The sequence below is a fragment of the Nonomuraea sp. 3-1Str genome (assembly GCF_031570565.1).
Taxonomy (GTDB): domain Bacteria; phylum Actinomycetota; class Actinomycetes; order Streptosporangiales; family Streptosporangiaceae; genus Nonomuraea.
This window is the reverse complement of the sequence record NZ_JALHBK010000004.1, coordinates 67,247-91,900: the sequence shown is the minus strand read 5'-3', so window position 1 is coordinate 91,900 and position 24,654 is coordinate 67,247. Positions and strand designations below refer to the sequence as shown.

20 protein-coding genes are annotated in these 24,654 nt (G+C 72.5%); 6 read left to right on the top strand and 14 right to left on the bottom strand.

The genetic code is table 11. The annotated features are described in order from the left end of the window. The first annotated feature begins 7 nt into the window (after positions 1-7). The 3 genes from MTP10_RS09265 (at position 8) to MTP10_RS09255 (ending at position 5,002) form a co-directional block, all read left to right on the top strand. Positions 8-2,902 (top strand): BTAD domain-containing putative transcriptional regulator, encoded by a 2,895-nt coding sequence (locus MTP10_RS09265; protein WP_310708639.1) that lies wholly within the window; start codon positions 8-10, stop codon positions 2,900-2,902. Between the two features lie 73 nt (positions 2,903-2,975). Continuing rightward, positions 2,976-4,187, top strand: coding sequence for an FAD-dependent monooxygenase (locus tag MTP10_RS09260; RefSeq protein WP_310708638.1), 1,212 nt, complete (start codon positions 2,976-2,978; stop codon positions 4,185-4,187). Between the two features lie 68 nt (positions 4,188-4,255). Next, the gene (locus MTP10_RS09255; protein WP_310708637.1) at positions 4,256-5,002 is read left to right on the top strand and encodes a class I SAM-dependent methyltransferase; all 747 of its coding nucleotides are present in this window, start codon (positions 4,256-4,258) and stop codon (positions 5,000-5,002) included. A gap of 49 nt (positions 5,003-5,051) precedes the next feature. Here MTP10_RS09255 and MTP10_RS09250 read toward each other — a convergent pair whose 3' ends face one another. Beyond that, positions 5,052-6,491: a DNRLRE domain-containing protein gene (locus MTP10_RS09250; protein ID WP_310708636.1), complete on the bottom strand. Its 1,440-nt coding sequence runs from the start codon at positions 6,489-6,491 to the stop codon at positions 5,052-5,054. A gap of 507 nt (positions 6,492-6,998) precedes the next feature. Between MTP10_RS09250 and MTP10_RS09245 the strand changes: the two genes are divergently transcribed. Further along, positions 6,999-8,462 (top strand): serine hydrolase domain-containing protein, encoded by a 1,464-nt coding sequence (locus MTP10_RS09245; RefSeq protein WP_310708635.1) that lies wholly within the window; start codon positions 6,999-7,001, stop codon positions 8,460-8,462. A 224-nt stretch (positions 8,463-8,686) separates the two neighbouring features. On the opposite strand, the gene MTP10_RS09240 is transcribed toward MTP10_RS09245, so the two are convergent. Further along, a complete protein-coding gene (locus tag MTP10_RS09240) occupies positions 8,687-9,916 on the bottom strand; it encodes a serine hydrolase domain-containing protein (protein WP_310708874.1) in 1,230 nt (409 codons plus the stop codon). Positions 9,917-10,264: 348 nt separating this feature from the next. Between MTP10_RS09240 and MTP10_RS09235 the strand changes: the two genes are divergently transcribed. Then, positions 10,265-10,966 (top strand): helix-turn-helix domain-containing protein, encoded by a 702-nt coding sequence (locus tag MTP10_RS09235; protein ID WP_310708634.1) that lies wholly within the window; start codon positions 10,265-10,267, stop codon positions 10,964-10,966. A gap of 21 nt (positions 10,967-10,987) precedes the next feature. Here MTP10_RS09235 and MTP10_RS09230 read toward each other — a convergent pair whose 3' ends face one another. The 10 genes from MTP10_RS09230 to MTP10_RS09185 form a co-directional block, all read right to left on the bottom strand. Next, positions 10,988-12,307, bottom strand: coding sequence for an adenylate/guanylate cyclase domain-containing protein (locus tag MTP10_RS09230; protein ID WP_310708633.1), 1,320 nt, complete (start codon positions 12,305-12,307; stop codon positions 10,988-10,990). Between the two features lie 24 nt (positions 12,308-12,331). Continuing rightward, a complete protein-coding gene (locus tag MTP10_RS09225) occupies positions 12,332-12,763 on the bottom strand; it encodes a TIGR03668 family PPOX class F420-dependent oxidoreductase (RefSeq protein WP_310708632.1) in 432 nt (143 codons plus the stop codon). 116 nt (positions 12,764-12,879) lie between these two features. Continuing rightward, the gene (locus MTP10_RS09220) at positions 12,880-13,326 is read right to left on the bottom strand and encodes a MarR family winged helix-turn-helix transcriptional regulator (protein WP_310708631.1); all 447 of its coding nucleotides are present in this window, start codon (positions 13,324-13,326) and stop codon (positions 12,880-12,882) included. Between the two features lie 223 nt (positions 13,327-13,549). Then, positions 13,550-14,554: a sugar phosphate isomerase/epimerase family protein gene (locus MTP10_RS09215; RefSeq protein ID WP_310708630.1), complete on the bottom strand. Its 1,005-nt coding sequence runs from the start codon at positions 14,552-14,554 to the stop codon at positions 13,550-13,552. Beyond that, a complete protein-coding gene (locus MTP10_RS09210) occupies positions 14,551-15,705 on the bottom strand; it encodes a Gfo/Idh/MocA family oxidoreductase (RefSeq protein WP_310708629.1) in 1,155 nt (384 codons plus the stop codon). The genes MTP10_RS09215 and MTP10_RS09210 overlap by 4 nt, the downstream gene beginning before the upstream one ends. A gap of 11 nt (positions 15,706-15,716) precedes the next feature. Next, positions 15,717-16,769: a substrate-binding domain-containing protein gene (locus tag MTP10_RS09205; RefSeq protein WP_310708628.1), complete on the bottom strand. Its 1,053-nt coding sequence runs from the start codon at positions 16,767-16,769 to the stop codon at positions 15,717-15,719. Further along, complete coding sequence (locus MTP10_RS09200) at positions 16,766-17,758, bottom strand: ABC transporter permease (RefSeq protein WP_310708627.1); 993 nt, start codon at positions 17,756-17,758, stop codon at positions 16,766-16,768. Before MTP10_RS09200 ends, MTP10_RS09205 begins: the two co-directional genes overlap by 4 nt. A gap of 34 nt (positions 17,759-17,792) precedes the next feature. Then, entirely contained in the window at positions 17,793-19,334 is a 1,542-nt protein-coding gene (locus tag MTP10_RS09195; RefSeq protein WP_310708626.1) for a sugar ABC transporter ATP-binding protein, read from the bottom strand. Between the two features lie 15 nt (positions 19,335-19,349). Next, positions 19,350-20,507, bottom strand: a complete 1,158-nt coding sequence (locus MTP10_RS09190; protein WP_310708625.1) for an ROK family transcriptional regulator — start codon at positions 20,505-20,507, stop codon at positions 19,350-19,352. 191 nt (positions 20,508-20,698) lie between these two features. Beyond that, positions 20,699-21,571, bottom strand: a complete 873-nt coding sequence (locus MTP10_RS09185; protein ID WP_310708624.1) for an SDR family oxidoreductase — start codon at positions 21,569-21,571, stop codon at positions 20,699-20,701. A gap of 177 nt (positions 21,572-21,748) precedes the next feature. On the opposite strand from MTP10_RS09185, the gene MTP10_RS09180 reads away from it, so the two are divergent. Next, entirely contained in the window at positions 21,749-22,807 is a 1,059-nt protein-coding gene (locus MTP10_RS09180) for a dihydrodipicolinate reductase (RefSeq protein WP_310708623.1), read from the top strand. 72 nt (positions 22,808-22,879) lie between these two features. On the opposite strand, the gene MTP10_RS09175 is transcribed toward MTP10_RS09180, so the two are convergent. Beyond that, positions 22,880-23,401, bottom strand: a complete 522-nt coding sequence (locus MTP10_RS09175) for an NAD(P)H-dependent oxidoreductase (protein WP_310708622.1) — start codon at positions 23,399-23,401, stop codon at positions 22,880-22,882. A 140-nt stretch (positions 23,402-23,541) separates the two neighbouring features. Continuing rightward, positions 23,542-24,621 (bottom strand): MBL fold metallo-hydrolase, encoded by a 1,080-nt coding sequence (locus MTP10_RS09170; RefSeq protein WP_310708621.1) that lies wholly within the window; start codon positions 24,619-24,621, stop codon positions 23,542-23,544. Between the last annotated feature and the right edge of the window lie 33 nt (positions 24,622-24,654).

Here is a 24,654-nt window from a genome sequence, read left to right as displayed (position 1 = left end):
CACCCGCATGCGGTTCGCAATCCTCGGCCAGACCCGGGCCTGGCGCGACGACGGGACCGAGGTTCCGCTGGGCGGGCCGGCCCGGCGGGCGCTGCTGGCGCTGCTGCTGCTCCGCCCCGGCGAGGTGGTCCCGGTCGACCGGCTGGCCGACGAGATCGGCCCGGCAGGGGGGACGTCGGCGCACGCCCTGCACTCCCAGGTGTCGAGGCTGCGCGCGACCCTGGGCGGCGGGGCCGCGATCGAGCGGGCGGGAGCGGGCTACCGGATCGTGGTCGCGCATGACGACGACGTGGACGCCTGCCGGTTCGAGCGGCTGACCGGGCAGGGCCGGGCCGCGCTGCGTGACGGCGACGCCGGGCAGGCCGTCCCGCTGCTGCGCGAGGCGCTGGAGCTGTGGCGGGGGCCTGCTCTGGCCGACCTCCCCGAGAGCCCGACGGCCCGGGCCGCCGCCGTACGGCTGGAGGAGCAGCGGCTCGCGGCGCTCGAGGACCGGATCGAGGGCGAGCTGCGCCTGGGCGAGCACCGCGCGGCCGTACCCGAGCTGCGCGAGCTGGCCGGCCGCCATCCCCTCCGGGAACGACCGGCGGCGCTGCTGATGCGGGCGCTGTTCGCCGAGGGCGGGCAGGCGGCGGCGCTGGAGGTGTTCGAGGAGACCAGGCGGCACCTGGCCGAGGAGCTGGGCGCCGATCCCTCGGCCGAGCTCGCCGCGTTGCACCTGGAGGTGCTGAGCGCCGATCCGTCGCCGTCGCCCGCCGCGCCGCCCGCGCAGCTCACGTCGTTCGTCGGCCGTGCCGCGGAGGTGACCGAGGTCGCCGGCCTGCTGCGCGTGGCCCGGCTGGTCACGCTGATCGGCCCCGGCGGCGTCGGCAAGACCCGGCTGTCCGTCGAGGTCGCCGGGGCGGCGGGTGACACCGTCTGCTTCGTGGAGCTGGCCGCGCTGCGCGACGGCGCCGGCCTGCCGCGGGCGCTGCTGAGCGCGCTCGGCCTGCGCGAGAACGGGCTCCTCGGGGAGGGGGCCGGGCAGCAGGAGCCCGTCGACCGTCTGATCTCCGCGTTGTCGGACCGCGTACTCCTGCTCGTCCTCGACAACTGCGAGCATCTCGTCGAAGAGGCCGCCACGCTGGCGGCGCGGCTGCTGGCCGCCTGCCCGCGGCTACGGGTGCTGGCCACAAGCCGGGAGCCGCTGGGTGTCATCGGCGAGAACCTCTGGCAGGTGCGGCCTCTGGACGGCGACGCGGCCGTACGGCTCTTCACCGACCGGGCCAGGGCCGCACGGCGCGGTTTCGCCGCCGACCCGGAGGTGGTGCGGCGGATCTGCGCGGCCCTGGACGACCTGCCGCTGGCCATCGAGCTGGCGGCGGCGCGCCTGCGCACGCTGGACATCGACGACCTGGCGGGACGGCTGGACAACCGGCTCGGGGTCGCGGCCCGAGGCGCCCGGACGGCCGCCGAGCGGCATCGGACGCTGCGCTCGGTGGTCGCGTGGAGCTGGGACCTGCTGTCGGAGGAGGAGCAGCGGGCCGCGCGGCAGTTCACGGTCTTCGCCGGTGGCGCGACGGCCGAGTCCGCTCTTCGGGTGTGCGGCGCCGACGGCGAGCTGCTGGAGTCTCTGGCCGACAAGTCCCTTCTGGAGGCGGCGGGCGGCCGCTACCGGATGCTGGAGACGATCCGCGCCTACGGCGCCGAACGGCTCGAAGCGGCGGACGAGGCCGAGCCGGTGCGACGCGCCCACGCCCGGCGCTTCCTGGAGCTGGCGCGGACCGCCGACCCGCACCTGCGGCGGGCGGGGCAACTAAAGTGGCTGCCGATCCTCGCGGCCGAGCACGCCGACCTGCTGGCGGCCCTGCGCTGGGCCGTCGAGGCCCGCGAGGTGGAGACGGCCCTGCGGCTGCTGGCCTCGGCCTCGAACTACCTGTGGCTGAGCGGCCTGTCCGCCTCCGCCGCGCCCTACGCCACCCTGCTGCTGGACGGCGTACCTCCTGACGGGCCCGGTGGTGAACTCGGTGAGGAGTATGTGATGTGCGTGCTCCTGGCCGCGTCCGACGCCGCCGGGCATCCGGTCTGGCAGCGGCACCTCGCGCGGGCCGGGCAGGCGCTGGCCGCCGCGTGGCCGGGTGACCGGCCGGGCCGCTATCCGGTGGCCCTGCTCCTGTGGATGATGCGCAACGCGGTCGGGGGCGACATGCAGGGCGCGTTCGAACTCGTCCGGGCCCAGCTCGCGTGCCCCGAGCCGTGGGCGCGGGCGACCGCCCGGTACGTCTCGGCGTTCGGGGCGCTCGGCGAGGGGGACGCCGCGGCGGCCGAGGTGCACTTCCACGCGGCGGCGGAAGAGTTCCGCTCGCTCGGCGACCGCTGGGGCACCGCGCTGGCCCTGGACTCGCTCGCCGGCCTGGCCGGAACGCGCGGCGACCGGGCGAGGGCCGTCGAGCTGACCGACGAGGCGCTCGCGCTGACCGAGCAGCTCGGCGCGCTGGAGGACAGCGCCGACCTGCTGGTCAACCGGGGAGATCACCTCGCCGGCGAGGACGCGGCGGCGGCTCGCGCCGACTACACGAGGGCCGCCGCCCTGGCCCGCCGCGCCGGCAGCTCCACCTACCTGGCGGCGGCCCTGCGTGGGCTCGGCGACATCGCGCTGCTGGAGCAGGACCTGGCCGAGGCCGAACGGCTGTACGTCGAGGCCCTCGAACGCCTCGACCCGCACTGGATCAAGAGCCTCGGCGACCGGGTGCGCACGCTCGCCGGGCTCGGCCGCGTCGCCGAGGCGCACGGCGACCGCGCCGCGGCCCGTGAGCGATTCCGGGAGGCCGGCGAGACGGCGGCCGTGATGGGGATCTCCACCCCCGCGGTGCTCCGCCTGATGGGGCTGCCCGAGACCGTCGTGGAGGCGGTGACCCGGCGGTGAGACGTGTCGGTGCGATGGGGGCGGTGAGCCGGCGGTGAGCCCGCGGTGAGCCCTCCCCGGCAGGCTCGGGGTCATGAGAAACGGCATGAGGAACACCAACGTCCTGATCTCCGGCGCCTCCGTCGCCGGGCCCGCGCTCGCCTACTGGCTCCACCGCCACGGCTTCACCCCCACGATCGTGGAGCGCGCCCCCGCCCTGCGCGAAGGCGGCTACGCCGTCGACTTCCGCGGCGAGGCCCACCTGTCGGTCCTGCGCCGCATGGGCATCCTCGGTGACATCGAGCGGGCCAGGACCGGCATGGGCTCCATGTCGTACGTCAACGCGGCGGGCAGGACGCAGGCGACGATGCCCGCCGACCTGTTCGCGGGCGACGTCGAGATCCTCCGCGGCGACCTGGGGCGCATCCTCTACGACGCCACCAAGGACTACACCGAGTACGTCTTCGGCGACTCCATCGCCTCGCTCACCGAGGACGCCGACGGCGTGACGGTCACCTTCGAGCGCGGCGCGCCGCGCCGGTTCGACCTGGTGATCGGCGCCGACGGGCTGCACTCCAACACCCGCCGCCTGACGTTCGGGCCGGAGGAGCGGTTCGTCAAGCACCTGGGCCTCTACTGCGCGATCTTCACCACGGCCAACCACCTCGGCCTGGACCACACCGGCCACGCCTACCGCACCGCGGGCAGGCTCGTCGCGCTCTACAGCGCCCGGCACAACACGCAGGCCAGGGCCGTCTTCTACTTCGCCTCCCCGGCCCTCGACCTGAACCGTCGCGACGTGGCGCGGCAGCAGGCCGTGCTCGCCGAGAGCTTCGCCGGCAACGGCTGGCAGAGCGAGCGGTTGCTGCACGACATGCGGCAGGCGCCCGACTTCTACTTCGACTCGGTCGGTCAGGTCCACATGGACACCTGGACGCGCGGGCGGGTCGCCCTTGTCGGCGACGCCGCCTACTGCCCCTCGTCCCTGTCGGGCATGGGCTCGGGACTCGCCCTGGTCGGCGCGTACGTGCTGGCCGGCGAGCTGGCCGCGGCGCGCGGCGACCACCGCGTGGCGTTCGCCCGCTACGAGGAGGAGATGCGCGAGTACGCCACGGGCTGCCAGAAGATGGGCGACGGTGTCGCCAAGCTCATGGTCCCGGGCAGCCGGCTCCTGGCCTCGTTCCTCAACCGCTACTACAAGATCATGCCGTACCTGCCGGGAAAGAACATGGCCGCCAAGATGGCCCGCAAGGCCGCCGAGAACATCACGCTGCGCGACTACGAGAGCCTTGTCGGCCGCGCGTGAGCCGCACCCGCGCGCGGCCGTCGATATCCGGTGGCGGGCCCGGAGCCGTTTTCGGCATAGTCGTGAGGATGCACCGTCAGCTCATCAGCCACCTCGCCCACGCGGACCATCCGATCGCCGCGCCCGTCAGCGAGGCCAACCTCATCCGCCTGCTCACCCGTGCCAAGCTGCCCTCCGGCGCCCGTGTCCTCGACCTCGGCTGCGGGGAGGGCGCGTGGCTCACCCGGGCGCTGGACCTCTACCCCGAGGCGACGGCGGACGGGGTGGACATCTCGGAGGAGGGGCTCGCCGCCGCCGCCGAGGCCGCCGCCCGTCTCGGCCTGGGCGACCGGCTCCGGCTGCACCAGACGCCCGCGGACGCCTTCGCCTCCGCCGAGCCGTACGAGCTGGTGCTGTGCGTGGGAGCGACGCACGCGTTCGGCACGCTGGCCGAGACCCTCGACGCCGTGCGCCGGCACCTGCGGCCGGGCGGGCTCGCGCTGATCGGCGAGGGCTTCTGGGAGGGGGAGCCGTCCAAGAAGCTGCACGACCTGCTCGGCACGGGCCCGGACGACTACGCCGACCTGGCCGGGACCGTGGCGCGCGCCCGCGACGCCGGCTACGCCACCATCTACGCCCACACCAGCACCCGCGACGAGTGGGACGAGTACGAGTGGTCCTGGACCGGCACTCTGACCCGCTGGGCCCTCGACCACCCCGGCCCGGACGGCGACGAGGCCATGGCCGCCGCCGACTCCCACCGCGACATGTGGCTCAACGGCTACCGCGACGGGCTCGGCTTCGTCACCCTCCTCCTCCGCCGGACCGACCAGTAGCGGAAGGGGCCGGGGAGCGCGCTCCCCGGCCCCTCACTCGCGGTGTCCGTCAGCGGGTGTAGACGACCGCCAGGGTCGGCGGCTTGACGCCCTGCTCCTTGTTCTCCGACGCGGCGAAGGCCCGCCAGTTGGTGGCCTCCTTCTCGTCCGCGCCACGGAGCTGGATGCCGTAGTCGGGGGCGCCCGACGCCCACGCCTTGACGATGTTCGTCACCGGCCACGCCAGGAAGCCGGCGCCCGAGGCGCACGGCGCGGTCCAGGTACGGCCGCGGCCGGCGCGGGTGGTGGGGGCGCCCTCGCCGGTCGTCGTGGGCTTGTTGTCCCAGTTCAGGTCGTTCTCGTCCCAGGCGCTGGTGACCCGCTCGGCGGTGAGGCCGGAGCCGACGACGAGGCCGCAGCCGTTGGTCTCCAGGTTCCACATGCCGAGGGTGGCCAGGAGAACCTTCTTGCCCTTGACCTTGGCCGTGTTGAACTTGACCAGGCTGCGCATGACGTCACCGCCCTGGCCGTTCTCCCATGGCATGGTGCCCGCGATGATCATGGGGTCGCCGGGGTGCGAGGCCCAGGTGCTGGCCACGTCCGTGTCGGTCTCGACCTGCGGGAGCGTGATCGACGGGAAGACCGTGACCGGGTACTTCCGCTTGGGGTCGGCCAGGAAGCCCGCGTCGGGCTTGAGCACGAGAACCTTGACGCCGTTCTGGGTCTCGACGCTGGTGTCGATCGGCTTCAGCGCGTCGCCGCGCGGCTTGCCGTGCCCGCTGGCGTCCCACATGACCGGACGCGAGCCGGAGGCGACGACCTTGCCGTCACCGGCCGTGCTCTTCAGCAGGAGCCGGCCGCTCGCGTCCTCGGCGAGGTCGACGCCCTCGGTCTGCACGGGGATGCGCAGCTCCAGCGGGCCGGACGGCTTCTCGCGCAGCACCACGTCGTGGCGGAATCCCGTGGGCAGGACGGTGACGACCAGGTCGGCGCCCGGGCCGGCGGCGTTGGCGAAGGTGGCGACGTTGTCCTTGATCGCGGGCTTGGGCAGCGCGGTCGGCCACCGCACGGCGAACACCCGGCCGGCGTCGTCCACGATCTTGGCGAGCGGGCCCTCGCCGCCGGCGGAGACCTCGACGTTCGCCCGGGAGACGCGCGGCTTGAGCACCGCGCCGTCCTGGACGAGGGAGGTGTCGACCGGCAGCCACTGGTCCCCCCGCTTGACCTGGGCGACGCCGGAGCTGATGGTCTCGGTGAAGGTGCCGTCGGGGTTGGCGACGGTCGTGCTGTTCTCGTTGGTCAAGGTCGGCACGGACACTGCCTGACCGCTCTTGGCCGCCTGCGCCGACGCGGCGTCCATGGTCGCCTCGACGGCCGCCGTGTCACTGCTCTGCGCCGTGTCGGCCGGTGGCGTGGGCGTGGCGGCGTTGGCCTCGATCGCGGTGCCTCCGGCGAGGACGGTGGCGGTGAGCAGACCGAGAGCGAGCTTCCCCGTGAGCGAAATACGCAAGTCTCATCCTAAGTAATGTGAAAACTGCTGATAATCCTGTTCGTCCGACTATTCGACTTAAGTGAGGATAAGTCGGCGCTAGTCGGGCAGGCGGCATCGACAGGCGGCGCTTCTGCGAGCGCGGCCCTTTCAGCCCCGTAACCCCGTGATTGCCGGCGACGACGCCGGCGCTTCCCCTGTGTCAGGCGGCCCCGTGTGTGATCGCGTGCATGATTCCCCGTTCGCGAATGCGAGCATGATCGCCCGCAGGTCACAGAAATATCACGCAACATATCCGCACACGACAGACTTTTCGGAGTATGACGTATATCACATAGCAATGCGTTATCAACTCAACCTTCTGCGTGATCAACGTGACTCCGCCGGCGAGGGCGGGTGTCATCCGCGGCGGAGGCATGGCACGCGGACGGGTTGACTTTCGTCAGGGGTACGGCTGGCCGGAAGGCCGATGTCCCGGGCAGGCCCCGGTCCCTAGGTTTTCGCAGGTCCACCTTGAACGGAGCACCTGTGAAAAGCCTCCTCACCGCCCTCGCCCTGGCGGCCGGCCTGGCCGTGACGTGCACGCCGGCCGCATGGGCCGCCGGGCCCGCGCGCACCGCCGAGCTCACCCCGGCGGCCATCGACGCGTACGTCGGCCGCGCCCTCGACCAGACCGGCCTGCCCGGACTGTCCGTCGTCGTCACCCACGGCGACCGGATCGTCCACGCCGCCGGCTACGGCCACGACTCCGCGGGCGAGCCGGTCACCGCCGGCACGCCCATGCGGGTCGCCTCGGTGACCAAGTCGTTCACCGCCATGGCCGCGATGATCCTCGTGGAGGAGGGCAGGCTGTCCCTGGACAGGCCCGTGGCCGAGCAGCTCCCCGGGTTCCGCATGGCCGACCCGCGCGCCAAGGCGATCACGCTGCGGCACCTGCTGAACCAGACGTCCGGGCTGTCCGACACCACGACCGACATCGGCGACCTGGACACGGCCGCCTCGCTCAAGGAGTACGCCGCCAAGCTCGCCACCGCCACGCTGCGGGCCGCGCCCGGCACGCACTGGGAGTACTGCAACGTCAACTACAACGTGGCGGCCAGGCTGGTGGAGGTGGCCAGTGGCCGGAGCTTCGGCGACTTCATGCGGGAGCGGGTCTTCGGGCCGCTCGGCATGCGCTCCAGCGGCGTCAGCGAGCGGACGGTCCGGCCGGCCGACGGCTACAACTCCGTGTTCGGCCTCTGGCTGCCGCGCCCCGAGCTGCCCGCGTTCCTCGACGGCAGCGGCAGCGGCGGCGTCATCACCACGGCCGCCGACATGGGCCGGTGGCTGATCACCCAGAACGGCCAGGGCCGCCGCCTCGTCGGCCCGGCCGGCCTGACCACCATGCACGCCCCGAGCAGCGTGCGCGAGTACGGCATGGGCTGGGGCATCGACGACGAGACCCGGCGGCTCACGCACTCGGGGAACCTGTTCACCTACACCGCCGTCGAGACGATCGTCCCGCGGACGGGCTACGGCTTCGCCGTCATGGCGAACAGCGCGAGCCTGACGGACGACACGTTCGCCATCGCGAGCGGGCTGGCGGACCTGAGCGAGGGCCGGACGCCGGAGGTGCCGGGGGGCGACAGGCAGCAGTTCGAGCTGGTACTGGGGGTGGTCACGCTGGCGGCGGCGGCGCTCGGGACCCTGGGAGCCGTACGCTCCCGGCGCTGGGCCGCCCGGCGACTCGCCACGAGGACGCCGAGGAAGTGGCGGGCCGGGCTCCGCCTGGTGCCGGTGCTGCTGCCCGCGGCGCTGCTGGCGGCGTACCCGGACCTGATCTCGTTCCTGATGAACGGCCGGACGGTCACGTGGGCGCAGCTCACGTACTTCGCGGCGCCGCTGACGATCACTCTCGTGGTGGCGGCCGCGGCGGGCCTCGTGACCGCTGTCCTGCGCCTCGCTCACTACCGCACGCTCACCGGGCGGCAAAAGCCCCGTCACACCCACTGACGTGATCACACACGGGATTCGCACCGGACCCGACCCCGGGGCGGGCGTGCGCTCGCTGCTCGCCCGCGGCGCCGGCGCGACGACCGAGTTCCACGGCAACGCCGCCACGAACGTGCCGCGAAAGGGTCACCGGGGCGGTCGGGGTCCTAACGCCGTCAGGCGAGCCGCACATCAGCGCCCCGCGTCACGGGGTCCGGAGACGACCCCGTGACGAGCTGTGGCTGTCAGTCGTCGATGGCCTGGTAGAGCGTGGTCCAGAAGTCGTGGATGAGCCGCGCGGGATCCGGGACGGACATGCCGACCTGGGTGAGCAGGATTCCGGTGAGCCGGTTCTCGGGGTCGGCGTAGGTGGAGGTGCCGCTTCCGCCGTCCCAGCCGAACTGGCCGACGGGGGCGTAGTCGCCGCGGTAGGTGCGCACCGCCATCCCCATGCCCCAGCCGCCGTGCTGCCCCTGGCCGAAGGACACATGGACGTTGCCGGTGGCCATGGCGTGCCGGGCGGCTTGCTGCTCGGGCGTTAGGCGGTTGGTGGTCATCAGCTCGACGGCGGGCCGGGACAGGATCCGCTCGCCGCCGTGCATCCCGCCGTTGAGCAGCATCTGGAAGTAGGCGTGGTAGTCGTCGGCGGTGGAGACCAGTCCGCCGCCGCCGCCCTGGAACGCCGGAGGCCGGCTCCACCGTCCCCCCTCGGCCTCGTCCCACACGTGGAACTCCCCGGTCTGCGGGTCGGGGGCGTACAGGGCCGGCAGCCGGTCGATCTTGTCGGCGGGCACGTGGAAGGCGGTGTCCTTCATCCCCAGCGGGCCGAAGATGCGTTCACGCAGGAACGTCTCGAACGACTGGCCCGTGACCCTGGCCACCAGCACGGCGAGCACGTCGTGGCTGATCTGGTACTGCCAGCGCTCTCCGGGCTGGTGCATCAGCGGCAGCGTGCCCAGGCGGCGCATCCACTCGTCCGGCTCGGGCATCGGCTCCGGCAGATCGGGCGTGAGCCCCTGCTCGAAGATCGCGCCCATGATCGGGCTGCCCAGCGCCGTCATGTCCATGCCGAGCCCGAACGTGGAGGTCAGCAGGTCCCGTACGGTGATCGGCCGCCGGGCCGGCACGGTCTCGTCCAGCGGGCCGTCGATCCGCTTCAGCACCCGGCGGTCGGCGAGCTCCGGCAGCCACGGCTCCACCAGGTCGTCCAGCCGCAGCCTGCACTCGTCGAGCAGGACCATCGCCGCCGCCATCGCGACCGGCTTGGTGGTCGAGGCCATCCGGAAGATCGTGTCCCGGCGCATCGGCGCGCCACCGTCATGGCGCATCGTCCCGAGCGCTTCGACGTGCGTCTCACCGCCCCGGCCGACCAGGGCGACGAGCCCGGGAATCCTCCCCGACTCGACATGCCGCTCCAGCACCTCACGCAGCCTGCGCAGCCCCGCTTCGGAGAAGCCGTTGTTGCTCTTTTCCATCATGAGTCCCTTACCTACGGTGTTCGACCTTGCGAGACGGGCGTTCGGCGAGCCGGAGCTCGGCCACGGGACTCCCTCTGCGGCGCCACCGGCACTCGCGAGCGTTCGGGAATCTCTGAACGTCTGCGACAGTACATTGCGTTTACAGGTCCGTCAACAAGCAAAGATGATGCGTAGCGCCTGCTACATTCGGCTTACTGAGCAGTCTTTGCAATGAAGATGACACTGAACGCAAAGGGTGGACCGCGATGCGACATTGCAATGGGATGCGAGTGAATGCATACTGTGCAGCGGAGGGTGCCGGGGCGCCGCGCTTCGCGCATGTCGACGGATAGGAGCCGAGCGCCGATGCCCGGAGGCAGACTGACAGGCCAGGATCGACAGCACATCGCCGCCTGGCTGGCCGAGGGGCTCGGATACGCGGAGATCGGCCGGCGTATGGGGCGGCCCGCCTCGACCATCATGCGGGAGGTCACCCGCAACGGCGGACCCGACGACTACAGAGCGGACCAGGCGCACGAGGCCACCCGGCATCGTGCCCGCCGGCAGAAGCAGGCTCCGCCTCCGGCGCCGCCGATCTCCGACAGCGGCCATGGGCGAGACCCGCAGGCGGTGCAGGACTTCGCGGAGTCCTTCACCGCTCTCCTCGTTCAGCAGGGGCTGCCCCGGATGGAGGCCCGGGTGCTGGTCTGCCTGTACATCACCGACTCCGGCGCTCTCACCGCCGCCGACCTGGTACAGCGGCTTCGCGTCAGCCCGGCGTCGGTCTCGCACGCCGTCGCCTTCCTCGAAGAGCAGGGAATGCTCAGGCGGGAACGGGTTCCCGGCGCGCGGCGCGAACGCTATGTCATCGACGACGAGATCTGGCTCCGGTCGATCCTCGCAGCTCTGCAGATGAACGACGCTCTGACGGCCGCGTCGCAGCGCGGAACCGAGATTCTCGGGGCCACGACCCCGGCGGGCGCCCGCTTCCAGTCCTCCGCCGAGCTCCTTCTCCTCGTGAGCGAGGCCTTCCGGCAAGTCATGGAGCAGTGGCGGCAGAGAGCCTGACCGCCCGCCGGCCCGCGAAGATCAGCCCTCGTAGTACGTCATCTCCACCCCCGACACCGTGCGCCGGACAGGCTCGAACCCCGCCAGGTCAGCGCGATCGGCGTGGCCGGCCACGGCGTCGCGCACGGCCTCGCTCAGGTGGACGCGGCCGGGGCTGCCGAGGTCCTGGGCCATCTTGGACGCCAGGTTGACCGGGGCCCCGGCGACGTCCCAGCCGCCGCCGGGTGTCCGCCCCGCCAGCACGGGCCCGGCGGCCACCCCGATCCGGGCCACGATCTCCCGCTCGGCGAGCCCCGTGCGCAGCCTCAGTGCGAAGCGCACGGCCGGTGCCGGCTCCTCGAACAGGTAGATGCCCAGCGGCCCGGCGACCTTGATCTCCACGGCACCCTCGGACGGCAGGAGGCGGAGACCGGCCTCCCGCATCGCCGCCGACAGCGACAGCCCCCTGAGCAGCTCCACCTCCGGCGTGTCCGCTGGAGCGGCGCTCCGCTCCACGAGGACCACGGTCCGGTCGCGCAGGTGCCCGGCCGCCAGCCGTTCGGCCAGCTCGGCGTCCCCGGGGCGGGCGTCCAGCAACAGCAGGTCGGCGTAGAAGGCCGCGGAGTACGGGATGGGATAGTGCTCCTGCCCGGCCGATCCGGACGCGCCCGGCCATCCCTCGCCCGACCACGCCTCGCCGAGCCGGGGAACATCCAGCCGGGGGCCGTCGACCACCTGGTGGACGGGGCCGACGAGACCGTCGGCGCCGTCCTTGCGCCGCAGCACGAACGGGTGGCCGTCCGGCAGCCGGTCGACCACGGCCTGTGTCACCGCGATCTCGCCGCCCTCGGTGTCGTTCTCCGCGAACTCCTCGGCGGCGTCGGCCTCCGCGCCGTACAGCCCGCCCGACAGCTCGTAGAACGACCCCAGGTGCACGCCGATCCCGATGCGGACCACGCAGTGGCGCCGGATCTCGTCCTGCGCCGTCAGCAGAGCGGACAGCAGCGTGGACGGGTCCGCGGCCTCCGGGTGGAACAGCTGGGCGTTGTCGGCCGCCCACACGCCCACCGCGCGCCCGCCGGCGCTCCGGGCGCAGGCGTGCAGGATGCGCTTGGGCCGGTCGATGAGCGCCAGCACCTCCAGCAGGCCGAGCCGCTGGCTGAGCCGGGTGAGCCCGGCCGAGTCGGACACGACGGAGTATCCGCGGATCTCGTGGGGGCTCAGCAGGCGCCGGGCGTCATCGGCGGTGCCCGCGCTTGCGCGCCACCGCTCGACGAGGGACAGCGGCAGGCCGGCGGCGACGTCTCGTGAGGTGTCGAAGCCGCCCGGCGTGAGCGGGCCGGCGGGGGGTTCGTAAGCCACCCGCCAAGGCTAACTCACCCTGAGTCATTCTTCGTACGCGCTCGGTGACGCGGCCCAGCCGGACCAGCGGGTCACGTCCACGAGGATGACCGGCCCGTCCGGCGGATTCCGGCGGTACTGCTCGTACTTCCCGGTCAGCGTCCCGATCGCCTCGCCCGCATCGGGGGAGCCGGAGGCGACGACGCGGGCGGTGCCGTCGGCGCGCACCCACCACAGGCCGGTCCAGTCGTCCTCGTAGCGGTCGGCCAGGAGGGACACCCGGGGGTGCGCCCGGATGTTGCGGAGCCGCTTCAGGTCGGTCGTCGTCTTGGGCTTGTGGTCGACCGCGATGACGACCCGGTCTCCGGTCAGCGCGAAGGTGACGGGCACCAGGTGGGGCGCCCCGTCGCCGGCCACGGTGCCGAGCCGGGCGACGCGCTGCCCGCCGAAAAGCCGGCGCGCCAGGTCGGCGTCCATCCCTTCATCGTGTCACCGCCCCCCCTCATCGGGTCAGCGCCGCCCTTCGGGTCAGCGCCGCCCTTCGGGTCACCGCCGCTCTTCGGGTCAGCGCCGCCCCGGACCGCGCCCGCGCGTCACTCGGTCGCGCCGGCCCCGAAGGCCGCCCGTACGGCGTCGGCGATCTGGCGCTGGATCGGGTCCGCGTCCGCCCCGAACAGCGCCTCGTCCACCGCCGCCACGGCCCCCATCGCCTCCTGCATGAGCCGCGCGCCTTCCGGCGTGAGCTCCAGCGTCGAGGCCGACCCGGCCCTGGCCTTTCCGTCGCGGACGAGCCCCGCCCCGGCCAGCGCCTTCACCGCCGTGTGGACGCTCTGCACGGTGATGCCGGACATGCGCGCCAGGTCGCTGAACGACGCGCCGGGCACGCCCGCGATGTGCCCGAGCAGTCCGAGCCTGCTGACCGTCAGCCCGAGGGGCGAGAGGGCGGCGCCCAGCTCCGACTCGATCCGGTGCGCCAGCGTGAGCAGCACGATGGAGGGACTCGTCGCGGGCGGGCCCGGGCGGGCGCTCTCGGTGGTCACTCCCCCAGTCTCCCGCAGCCGACGCCTCGCACCCCGCCCCCGTGATCGGACACCCTGGACCCAAGCGCGAAGCCGCCGCCCGAGCATGAGCGAGGACCATGCCCTTCCCGCGGGTCGAAGGGGGCGCGCACGAGCGCCGGAACGCGCGCGGCGCGCCCCCGGGTGAGGACCTTGCCGTGTGCCCCATGGCTGAGGTTCCGGAAGAAACCGCGGGAGCCCGGAGTCAGGTGGTGGAGAAGGCGGCGTCGAAGGAGGTGGCCGGCGGGGTGATGGCGTTGAGGCGGCGGATGTAGCCCAGCGCCTCCTTGGCCCCGTCCAGGCGGTCCATGCCCGCGTCCTCCCACTCGATCGAGATGGGCCCGGTGTAGCCGATCGAGTTGAGCGCCCGGAAGCAGTCCTCCCACGGCACGTCGCCGCGGCCCGTCGAGACGAAGTCCCAGCCGCGCCGCAGGTCGGCCCACGGCAGGTGGGAGGACAGGCGCCCGCGCCGGCCGTCGCCGACCCGGACCCGGGTGTCCTTGCAGTCCACGTGGTAGATCCGGTCGGCGAAGTCCAGGATGAACGCCACCGGGTCGAGGTCCTGCCAGACCATGTGCGACGGGTCCCAGTTGAGGCCGAACGCGGGCCGGTGGCCGATGGCCTCCAGGGTGCGCTGCGTCGTCACGTAGTCGTAGGCGATCTCGCTCGGATGGATCTCGTGCGCGAACCGTACGCCCACCTCGTCGAAGACGTCGAGGATGGGGTTCCAGCGGTCGGCGAAGTCCTGGTAGCCCGCGTCGATCATGGAGGCGGGCACCGGCGGGAACATGGCGACCGTGTGCCAGATCGACGAGCCGGTGAAGCCCACGACCGTGTCGACGCCGAGCAGGGCGGCGGCCCGCGCGGTGTCCTTCATGTCCTCGGCGGCGGCCTGCCGCACCGACTCCGGGTCGCCGGAGCCCCAGATCCGGGCGGGCAGGATGGCCTTGTGGCGCTCGTCGATGGGGTGGTCGCAGACGGCCTGGCCGACGAGGTGGTTGGAGATGGTCCACACCTTGAGGCCGTGCTTGTCGAGCTGGGCGCGTTTCTGCTCGACGTACGACGGGTCGGACACCGCCTGGGCGACGTCGAAGTGGTCGCCCGAGCAGGCGATCTCCAGGCCGTCGTACCCCCATTCGGCGGCGAGCCGGCACACCTCCTCGAAGGGCAGGTCGGCCCACTGGCCCGTGAACAACGTGACCGGTCTCATGCGTCCTCCACGACTGTGTAGCGGCTGGAGTCGGCCGCGCTCCGTTCGACCGCCGCGAGGACGCGCTGCACCCGCAGCCCGTCGGCGAACGACGGGGCGGGATCGCGGCCGTCGGCGATCGCCTCCAGGAAGTCCTTGATCTCATGGGTGAACGTGTGCTCGTAGCCGAGGCCGTGGCCGGGCGGCCACCAGGCGCCGGCGTACGGGTGGCCGGGCTCGGTGACGAGGATCCGGGTGAAGCCGGCGTCCCCTTCGCTGACCCAGAGCTCGTTCATGGCCTCGAAGTCGAAGGCGAGGCTGCCGAGCGAGCCGTTGAGCTCGATGCGCAGCGCGTTCTTGCGCCCGGTGGCGAAGCGGGTGGCCTCGAACGAGGCGACGGCGCCGCCCGAGAGCCGCCCGATGAACAGCGCGGCGTCGTCCACCGTGACCTGCCCGGTGGCCGTCCCGCCGGTGGCGGCCAGGCCGGCCGAGTCCTCCGCCAGGGGGCGCTCCTTGACGAACGTCTCGGTGAGCGCCGAGACGCCCACCACGCGCTGCCCGGTGACGAACTCGGCGGTGTCGATGATGTGCGCGCCGATGTCGCCGAGCGCGCCCGAGCCCGCCTTGTCCTTCCGCAGCCGCCACACCAGCGGGAACTCCGGGTCCACGATCCAGTCCTGCAGGTACTGGGCGCGGACGTGCCGGATCTCGCCGAGCCGGCCCTCCTCGACGTACCGCCGGGCCAGGGCGATGGCCGGCACCCGGCGGTAGTTGAAGGCGACCATGTTCTTCCCGGGCGCCGAGGCGGCGGCGCGCACCATGGCCTCGGCCTCGGCGACGGTGTTGGCCAGCGGTTTCTCGCAGATGACGTGCTTGCCGGCCGCCAGCGCGGCGATGGCGATCTCGGCGTGGGAGTCGCCGGGCGTGCAGACGTCGATGATCTGCACGTCGTCGCGCCGTACCAGCTCCCTCCAGTCGGTCTCGACGTCGGCCCAGCCGAGCTGGGCCGCGGCGGCCGACGTGCGCTCCTTCGACCTGCCCGCGAGCACCGCCATGCGGGGCGCCAGCGGCAGGTCGAAGAAGGCTCCCACGCTGCGCCATGCCTGGGAGTGGACGCGGCCCATGAAGGCGTGGCCCACCATGCCCACGCCGATGCTGATCTTTTCTGACATGCAGCCCCCGATCAGGACTCGAAGCCGAGCGGCAGGTACTTCTCGACGTTCTCCTTGGTAATGGTCTCCGATGCGAGCGTGATGGACTGCGGAACTTGGTTCTCCACGAGGTCACTCATGCCCTTCCCCTGGGCGATGAGCCGGGCGAGTTTGATCGCCGAGGAGGCCATCGTGGGGCTGTACGTGACCGTGGCCTCCAGCACGGAGGAGCCGGACTGGATCTCCTTCATGGCGTTGAGCGAGCCGGCGCCGCCGACCATGAAGAACTCCTTGCGTCCCGCCTCCTTGATGGCGGCGAGCACGCCGATGCCCTGGTCGTCGTCGTGGTTCCACAGGGCGTCGATCTTCTTGTGCGCCTGGAGGAGGCTGGTCGCCACCTGGTTGCCGGTCTCGACGGTGAACTTGGCGTCCTGCTTGGCGGTCACGCTGAAGCCGTACGTCTTGAGCGCGTCGGCGAAGCCCTTGCTGCGGTCCTGGGTCAGCGGGAGGGTGGCGATCCCCTGGATCTCGACGATGACCGGGTTGGAGACGCCCTTGTCCTTGAGCTTCTTGCCGATGTAGTGGCCGGCGGCGACGCCCATGCCGTAGTTGTCGCCGCCGATCCAGGTGCGGTAGGCGAGCTTGTCCGGGAAGACGCGGTCGAGGTTGACGACGGGGATGCCGGCCTGGGTGGCCTGGAGTGCGACCTGGTTGAGCTGCTGGCCGTCGTTGGGCAGGATCACCAGCGCGGCGACCTTGGCCGCGATGAGCGACTCGACGGCGGAGATCTGCTGGTTGATGTCGTTGGTGGGCTCGACCGGCTTGAAGTCGATGTCGGTGTACTGCTTGGCGGCGGCCTCGGCGTTCTTGGCGATGGCGGCGATCCAGCCGTGGTCGGCGGCGGGGGCGGAGAATCCGATGGTGACCTTGGTGCCGGGCTGGTCGTTGCCGCTGGAGGCCGGTGAGGGGGCGGGCGCGGCGGCGCTGGCGGGCGCGGCCGACGGCTCGTTGCTGGTGCAGCCGGCGACCGCTAACAGGGCGGCTCCGCCGACGAGGAATCCCCTGCGCGCGACTTTGTCGGTCATGACGTTCTCTCCTTCAGGTTCCGCCGCTGGAGCAGGACGGCGACGACGATGATCAGGCCCTTGGCGATGAGCTGGTCGCTGGTGTTCAGGCCGTTGAGGATGAACAGGTTGGTGATGATCGTGAAGATCAGCAGGCCGAGGATCGAGCCCACGATCGTGCCGCGACCGCCGGTGAGGAGGGTGCCGCCGATGATCACGGCGGCGATGGCGTCCAGTTCGTACAGGTCGCCGTGGGTGGAGGAGCCGGTGGTGGTGCGGGCCATGATGAGGATGGCGGCGATGCCGCAGCACAGGCCGGACAGGGCGTACAGGAGCATGGTGTGCCGCCGCACGTCGATGCCGGCCAGCCGGGCCGCCTCGGGGTTGCCGCCCACCGCGTACGTCCGCCGCCCGAACGTCGTGCGGTTGAGCACGATCCAGCCGAGGACGACGACCAGGGCGAAGACGTAGACGAGCAGCGGCACGCCGAGCACCCGGGTGGTGGCGAGGTCCACGATGGCGTGGTTGTCGGCGCTGACGAGCTGGGTCCTGCGGTCGGACATGCGCTGCGCGAGGCCGCGCGCCGCGACCAGCATGGCGAGCGTGGCGATGAACGGCACCAGCCGCCCGTACGCGACGAGCAGCCCGCTGACCAGCCCGGCGCCCGTGCCGACGAGGATCGCGCAGACCGCCATGACGACCGGCCCGAACTCCTGCGTGGCCAGGGTCGTGGCCCAGACGGAGGCCAGCGCCATGACGGCGCCCACCGAGAGGTCGATGCCGCCGCCGATGATGACGAACGTGGCGCCGACGGTGATGACGCCGATCGTGGCGGCCAGCGACAGGATGCTGACCAGGTTGTCCGCGGTGGCGAAGGCGGCCGGCCGGGTGACGAGGCCGACGGCCACGAGCAGCGCGAGCGCCACGAACAGGCCCAGATGCCGCAGCTCGAAGGAGCGGGGGGCGGTCGTCGCGGGGGCCTCCGCGACCGTTCTTCCTGCTTCCGCCATCAGGCGGCCCTCCCGTTCGTGACTGCTTCCGCCATCAGGCGGCCCTCCCGTTCATGATCATGTCGAGGACGCGGTGCTCGTCGAGGTCGCGGGCGTCGCCCTGGTGGATGACCGTCCCCTCGCGCAGCACGAGGACGCGGTCGGCCAGGCCGAGCACCTCCGGCACCTCGCTGGAGACCAGCAGCACGCCGATGCCCTCCTCGGCCAGGCCGCGGATGACCGTGTACAGCTCGGCCCTGGCGCCCACGTCCACGCCCCGGGTGGGCTCGTCGAGCAGCAGCAGCCGGCGCCCGCCGAGCAGCCAGCGGGCGAGCACGGCCTTCTGCTGGTTGCCGCCGGACAACGTCTTGACCGGGCGCTCCGGGTCGCGCGGCCGGATGTCGAGCGCCTCGGCCAGCCGGGCGGCCTCGGCGCGCTCGCGGGCCCGGTCTAGCCAGCCGAGCCGGGCGAACCCGGACAACCCGCCCAGCGTGATGTTGGCGGTGACGCTCTGGTCGAGGAGCAGGGCCTGCGCCTTGCGCTCCTCGGGCGCCAGGCCCATGCCGAGCTTCACGGACTCGACGACGCCGCCGCGCCGCAGCGCCCGCAGCGGGCCGTCCTGCCGTACGGACTGGAGGAGGCCGGCGCGGCGGACCGGGCGGCCGCCCACCTGCACCTGGCCGGTGGCGCGGCGCGCGCCGTAGACGGCCTCCAGGATCTCGGAACGGCCGGAGCCGACCAGGCCGGCCAGGCCGACGATCTCGCCCGCGCGCACCGAGAACGACACGCCCGCGAAGGCGCCGGGCGAGGACAGGTCCTCCACCCGCAGCACCTCCTCGCCGGGCGGCCGGGCGGCGCGGGGCGGGAAGACGTACTCGACGTCGCGGCCGGTCATCAGGGAGACGATCTCGGAGGTGGGCGTGTCGCGGGCGGACAGGCCCACCGCGATCGTGCGGCCGTCCTTGAGGACGGTGACGCGGTCGCCGATCTCGCGGATCTCCTCCATCCGGTGGGAGATGTAGACGACGGCGACCCCGCGGGCGGTGAGGTCGCGGATGATGCGGAACAGGTTCGCCACCTCGTCGTGGGCGAGCGCGGCGGACGGCTCGTCCATGACGATGAGCCGGGCGTCGCGCGAGAGCGCCCGCGCCATGGACACGATCTGCTTGGCCGCCGGGGCGAGCCGCCCGACCTCGATGGACGGCCGGATCTCGGGGTGGCCGAGCCGGGACAGCACCTCGCCGGCCGCCCGGTCGGCGCCTCGCCGGTCGGTGAAGCCGAGACGGGTGTGCTCGTGGCCGAGGAAGATGTTCTCGGCGACGCTGAGCCCGTCGACGAGGTCGAGCTCCTGGTAGATGGTGGCGATGCCGAGCCGGATGGCGTCCACGGGGCCGGCGGGGCGGGGCGGGGCGCCGTTCAGCTCGATCGTGCCCTCGTCGGGCCGGTGGGCGCCGGCGAGGATCTTGATCAGGGTGGACTTGCCGGCGCCGTTCTGGCCGAGCAGGCAGTGGACCTCCCCGGCCCGCACGTCCAGGTCCACGCCGTCGAGCGCGCGGACGCCCGGGAACTGCTTGACGATTCCCCTCATGACCAGCATCGGGGGTCTCTCCTGTCAGGCGTTGACGATCTTGTTGATGTTGTCGGGTGACAGGTAGTGCTCGATGGCCAGGAGGCCGGCGCCGAGCGCGGCGGCGTCCTCCCCGGTACGGCTCGGCACGATCGACAGGTGGTGGGTGGCCAGCGGCAGCGACCGCCGGTAGACGGTCTCCCTGATGCCGGCGAGCAGGTGCTCGTGGACCCGGGACAGGACGCCGCCGATGACGATGACCTCGGGGTTGAAGAAGTTGACCAGGCCGGCCAGCACCTCGCCGATGTGCCGGCCCGCCTCCCTGACCAGGCGCAGCGCCCGCGTGTCGCCCGCCTGGACGAGCGTCACCACGTCGGCGCCGGTCGTGGCGGGCACGCCCAGCTCCGTGAGCCTGCGGGCGAGCGCCGCGCCGCCGGCCACCGCCTCCAGGCAGGCGCTGTTGCCGCAGCGGCAGCCCGCGTCGTCGTGGCCGGACACGCGGATGTGGCCGATGTCGCCGGCCGAGCCCTGGGCGCCGCGGTGCAGCCGGCCCTCGGCCACGATGCCGCAGCCGATGCCGGTGCCGACCTTGACGAACAGCAGGTGGCCGGTGCCGGGGAAGGCGTTGCGGTGCTCGCCGAGGGCCATCACGTTGACGTCGTTGTCGACCAGGACCTCGCAGCCCTGGAAGTGCTCGGGGATGGGGTAGTCGTTCCAGCCGGGCATGATCGGCGGGTTGTTCGGCCGGCCGGTGGCGAACTCGACCGGTCCCGGCACGCCCATGCCCAGCGCCCGCAGCGCCGACCTGGGCCGGCCGGCCTCGGCGAGCAGCCGGTCGAGGCGCCCGTCCACGTGAGCCAGGACGGTCTCGGGGCCCTCGGTGACGAGCAGCGGGTCCTCGCACTCGGCGAGCACCTCGCCGGAGATGTCCATCAGCGCGACGCGGCAGTGGGTGGCGCCCACGTCGACGCCGGCGAAGGCGTGGCCGTCGGTGTGCAGCCGGAGCTGGCGGGGTGGCCGGCCGCCGGTGGACTCGCCGCTCTCGGTCTCCTCGACGAGGCCGCTCTCGATGAGGGCGTCGACGCGCTGGGAGATCGTGGAGCGGGCCAGGCCGGTGAGCCTGGCCAGGTCGGATCGGGTCGTCGCGGAGCCCGCGCTGATGAGGGTCAGCACGTCCCCGGGCGAGCCCGGAGCGGGGGTCATGCCGCGACCTTAGGAGCGTCAGCCGTACGAATCAAGAGCGAATTTCGTCCTAAGTCGGACTTCTTCCGCCGATCATCGAACAAAGACCGTCAGCGCATAACGAAAAGACCCCTCCTCGCGGAGGGGTCCTCGAACGGGCGGAAGGGTTTCCTTGGCGGTGCGGAAGGGTCCTTGAACGGGCGGACGAGCCGTCAGAGCATGGCCTTCATGGAGTCGGCGGCCGTGAGGACGTACGGCTGCTCGGCCATGATCGCCCCCCAGTTGTCGGCGACCGCCTCCGGCGTGATCTCGTCCGAGCGCCAGCCCGGCCCCTCGGCCACGATCACCCGCGACACCCGGCCGCCCCCGACCGTGAACACCTCGCCGCTGACCTCGCACGAGTCGTGGACGAGGTAGGCGACGAGCGCGCTGACCCGCTCGGGCGTGAACTTGGCCTCGAACTCGGCCGGCAGCAGCGACTCGGTCATCCGCGTCCAGGCGACCGGGGCGATGGCGTTGGCCTTGACGCCGTTGCGGGCGCCCTCGATGCCGACGGTCTTGGTCAGGCCGACGAGGCCCATCTTGGCGGTCGAGTAGTTGGCCTGGCCGAAGTTGCCGAACAGGCCGGCCGGGCTGGAGGTGTTGACGACGCGGCCGTAGCCGGCCTCCTTCATGTACGGGTAGGCCGCGCGGGTGACGAGGTACGAGCCGCGGACGTGGACGGCGAGCACCGCGTCGAACTCCTCGACCGACATCTTGCCGAACGAGCGGTCACGCAGGATGCCCGCGTTGTTGACGACGATGTCGACCTTGCCGTAGGCGTCGATCGCCGCCTGGACGATCGCGCCGGCGCCTTCGGGGGTGGCGACGTTGTCGGCGTTGGCGAGGGCCTGGCCGCCGTTCTTCGCGATGAGCTCGGCCACGTCGGCGGCGGGGCCGGCGGAGGCGCCGCTGCCGTCGAGCGCGCCGCCGAGGTCGTTGACGACGACCTTGGCGCCCCGCTCGGCCAGGAGGAGCGCGTGCGACCTGCCGAGGCCGTGCCCGGCCCCCGTGACGATCGCCACCTTGTCATCGAACCGAAGCATCGGACCTCCAGCGCAGGAGAACAAACTTCTAGTACGAGTACGATAACCCGAGCCGGCGCAACAGGGACTGGTCGTCGCGGATAGTGATCGGCGAGCCGGTTCTCTGCTAGAGTTGCGGGCTCCCAAAGGCGAGGGGTTCAGCCTCGCCATCCCTCCATCGGGCCTGGGAGGCCGGACATGCCGGTGAACGCGCCCATCCGCGTGGTCCAATGGGCCACCGGTTCCATCGGCCGCTACGCGTTACGCAGCGTGCTCGGCCGGCCGGGACTCGAACTCGCGGGTGTCCTCGTGTACGACCCGGACAAGATCGGCAAGGACGCGGGCGAGCTGGTCGGGCTGCCGCCCACCGGCGTCACCTGCACCGACGACGTCGACCGGGTGCTGGCCCTCGACGCCGACTGCGTGCTCCACATGCCGCTGCCGGCGTTCTACTTCGGCACCGACCAGACCTCCGACGTCGAGACCATCTGCGCCCTGCTCGCCTCGGGCAAGAACGTCATCACCACCACGGGATTCGTCTACCCCAAGTCGTACGGGCGGGGCGTCGTCGACCGCGTCGAGGCGGCCTGCGCCGCGGGCGGCACCACCCTGCACGGCACCGGCATCAACCCGGGCTTCATGAGCGACTTCCTGCCCCTGGCGCTGACCGGATTGTCCGACCGGGTGGACCACGTCTACGTGCGGGAGTCGTCCGACTTCCGGGGACATCCGTCGCGGCAGGTCGTCGTGGACCTGGTCGGGTTCACCCGCTCGGCCAAGGACTACACGGCCGCGGTCCGGCCGTACCGGGCGTTCCAGCGCTCGCTGTTCGCGGAGAGCGTCCAGCTCGTCGCCGACGCGCTGGACGTGCGGCTGGACGAGGTCGAGGAGAGCGACGACTTCGAGCTGGCGACGAGCGAGTTCGAGATCGCGGCCGGCACGGTCAGGGAGGGCACGGTGTGCGCCTCGCGCTGGGTCTTCTCCGGGCTGGTGCGGGGGCGGCCGTTCATGACGATCGAGGTGGTCTACAAGGCCGACGCGGCGCAGGTGCCGCGCTGGCCCGACCCGGGGTTCGTGCTGCACATCGAGGGGGTGCCGCACATGACGCTGTCGGTCGACGAGGTCTCCCACGGCCCGGCCGCCGCCGCGGCGCACGCCATCAACGCCATCCCGGCGGTCTGCGCCGCCCCTCCGGGCATCCGCACCCTGCTCGACCTGCCGTTCGCGACCGGCCGCGGCCGGGTCCGCCTGCGCTGAGGGCCTCACACGCGGTACCCGTGCGCCCGTACGGGGAGGGCCGTACGGGCGCCGGGTGTCGAGGGGCGCCGCTCAGGAGCGGGGCTGGAGGCGTCCGCGCTCCCAGGCGTCGATCTGGGGCGCCACCTGCTCGGCCCAGCGGCCGATCGGCTCCGCGCCGGGCAGCTCCGGCTCCAGCAGCGCGAGGCCCGGCGTCGGGACGAACGCCCCCAGCTCCACCAGCAGCGGCCGGAAGTGGACCTCCACGGCGAGCGCGTGCCGGGGATGCCCCATGACGAGCACGGGCAGCGCGGCCGTGCTCGCCAGCGCGTTCGGCGGCAACCGGTCGAGGAACGCCTTGAGCAGCCCTGTGTACGTCGCCTTGTAGGTCGGGCTGGCCAGCACCGCGACCGTCGCCCGGCTCAGCAGCTCGGCGGCCTCCTCCACTCCAGCGTGCGTGCCGGGGGCGAGCAGGTGGGGCGCCAGGACCGCCAGGTCGACGACCTCTCCGGGCCCGTCGTGCCCGAGCCGGGCGGCGACGGCCTCGGCGGCGGCGACCGCCGCGCCGTACGTTCTGGACGCGGCACGTGGATTGCCGACGACGGTGACGATCACGTGGTCCTCCGGGGGGCAAGACGAGCGGGGTCAGGCAACGGCGACCTCCCGCCGGGAGGACAGGGGAGCCTGCCGCATGCGTGCGACGCTACACAGCCCCGCCCCCCATGACAACTATTCCTACTTGATTTAAAGGAAATTCACGGGGCGGCCGGGTGCCAGCGGTCCGGTTCGCCGGGAACGCGGGTGATCCTCCCCCGCTCGGCCAGCCAGACCAGGTGCGCCAGGGTCTCGTTGGTGGCCGCGCGGCGGGAGAACGCCTGGAACGTCTCCCACGCCCGCGACCAGGTCAGCCGGGTGGCCACCTCCCAGCATGTGATGCCGCCGGTGGCCCCGCCGCTGACCGTGCCGACGACCCGTTCGACCTCCTCCAGCCGCTCCTCGTGGTGCGCCGTCACGTAGTCCACCCGCCCGGTCAGGTCGCGGAAGCGGTACTCGTGCGCCGGCAGCACCTCCTCCACCTCCAGCTTGCGCACGGCGGCCAGCGAGTCGAGGTAGTCGGCCAGCGGGTTCGGCCGCGACTGCGGGTGCACGGCGACGATCGGGGTGATCTTGGCCAGCACGTGGTCCCCGGAGAACAGCACCCCGCGCGACGGCGAGACGAAGCACAGGTGGCCGGGCGAGTGCCCGGGGGTCCACAGCGCGCGCAGGTCCCAGCCGGGCAGGTCCAGCCGGTCGCCGTCCTCCACCAGCCGGTCCGGGCGCACCGCCGACACCAGATGCCTGATGGACATCGACGCGCCGGCCAGCTCGTCCACGGTCTCGCGGGGCACGCCGCAGCGGCCGAGCATCTCCCGCTCGCGGCGCACGAGCGAGTCGACGGCCTCGTCGTCGTAGCGCTCGCGGATGAGGGCGGCGTCGGCCGGGTGCAGCCCGATCCACGCGCCGGACGCCTCCCTGACCCGCCCGGCCAGGCCGTAGTGGTCGGGATGGATGTGGGTGACGAGCACCGCCTTCACGTCCGTGATCGCGTAGCCGGCCACGCCGAGCCCCGCCACCAGCGCCTCGTACGCCTCGTCGGTGTTCCATCCCGCGTCCACGATGGCGACCCCGTCGGGCAGCTCCAGGACGTAGACCAGCACGTACCGCAGGGGGTTGACCGGGATCGGCACCGGCACGGACCACAGCCCGGGCCGGACGCGCTCGACCTCCGGGAGCGCGCCGCGCAGCCACGCGTCGTGCTGGGCCGGACTGGATGGGGTCACCACGAACTTCGCCATGACGCTGATTGTCCAGGTATTTCCGAACCATGT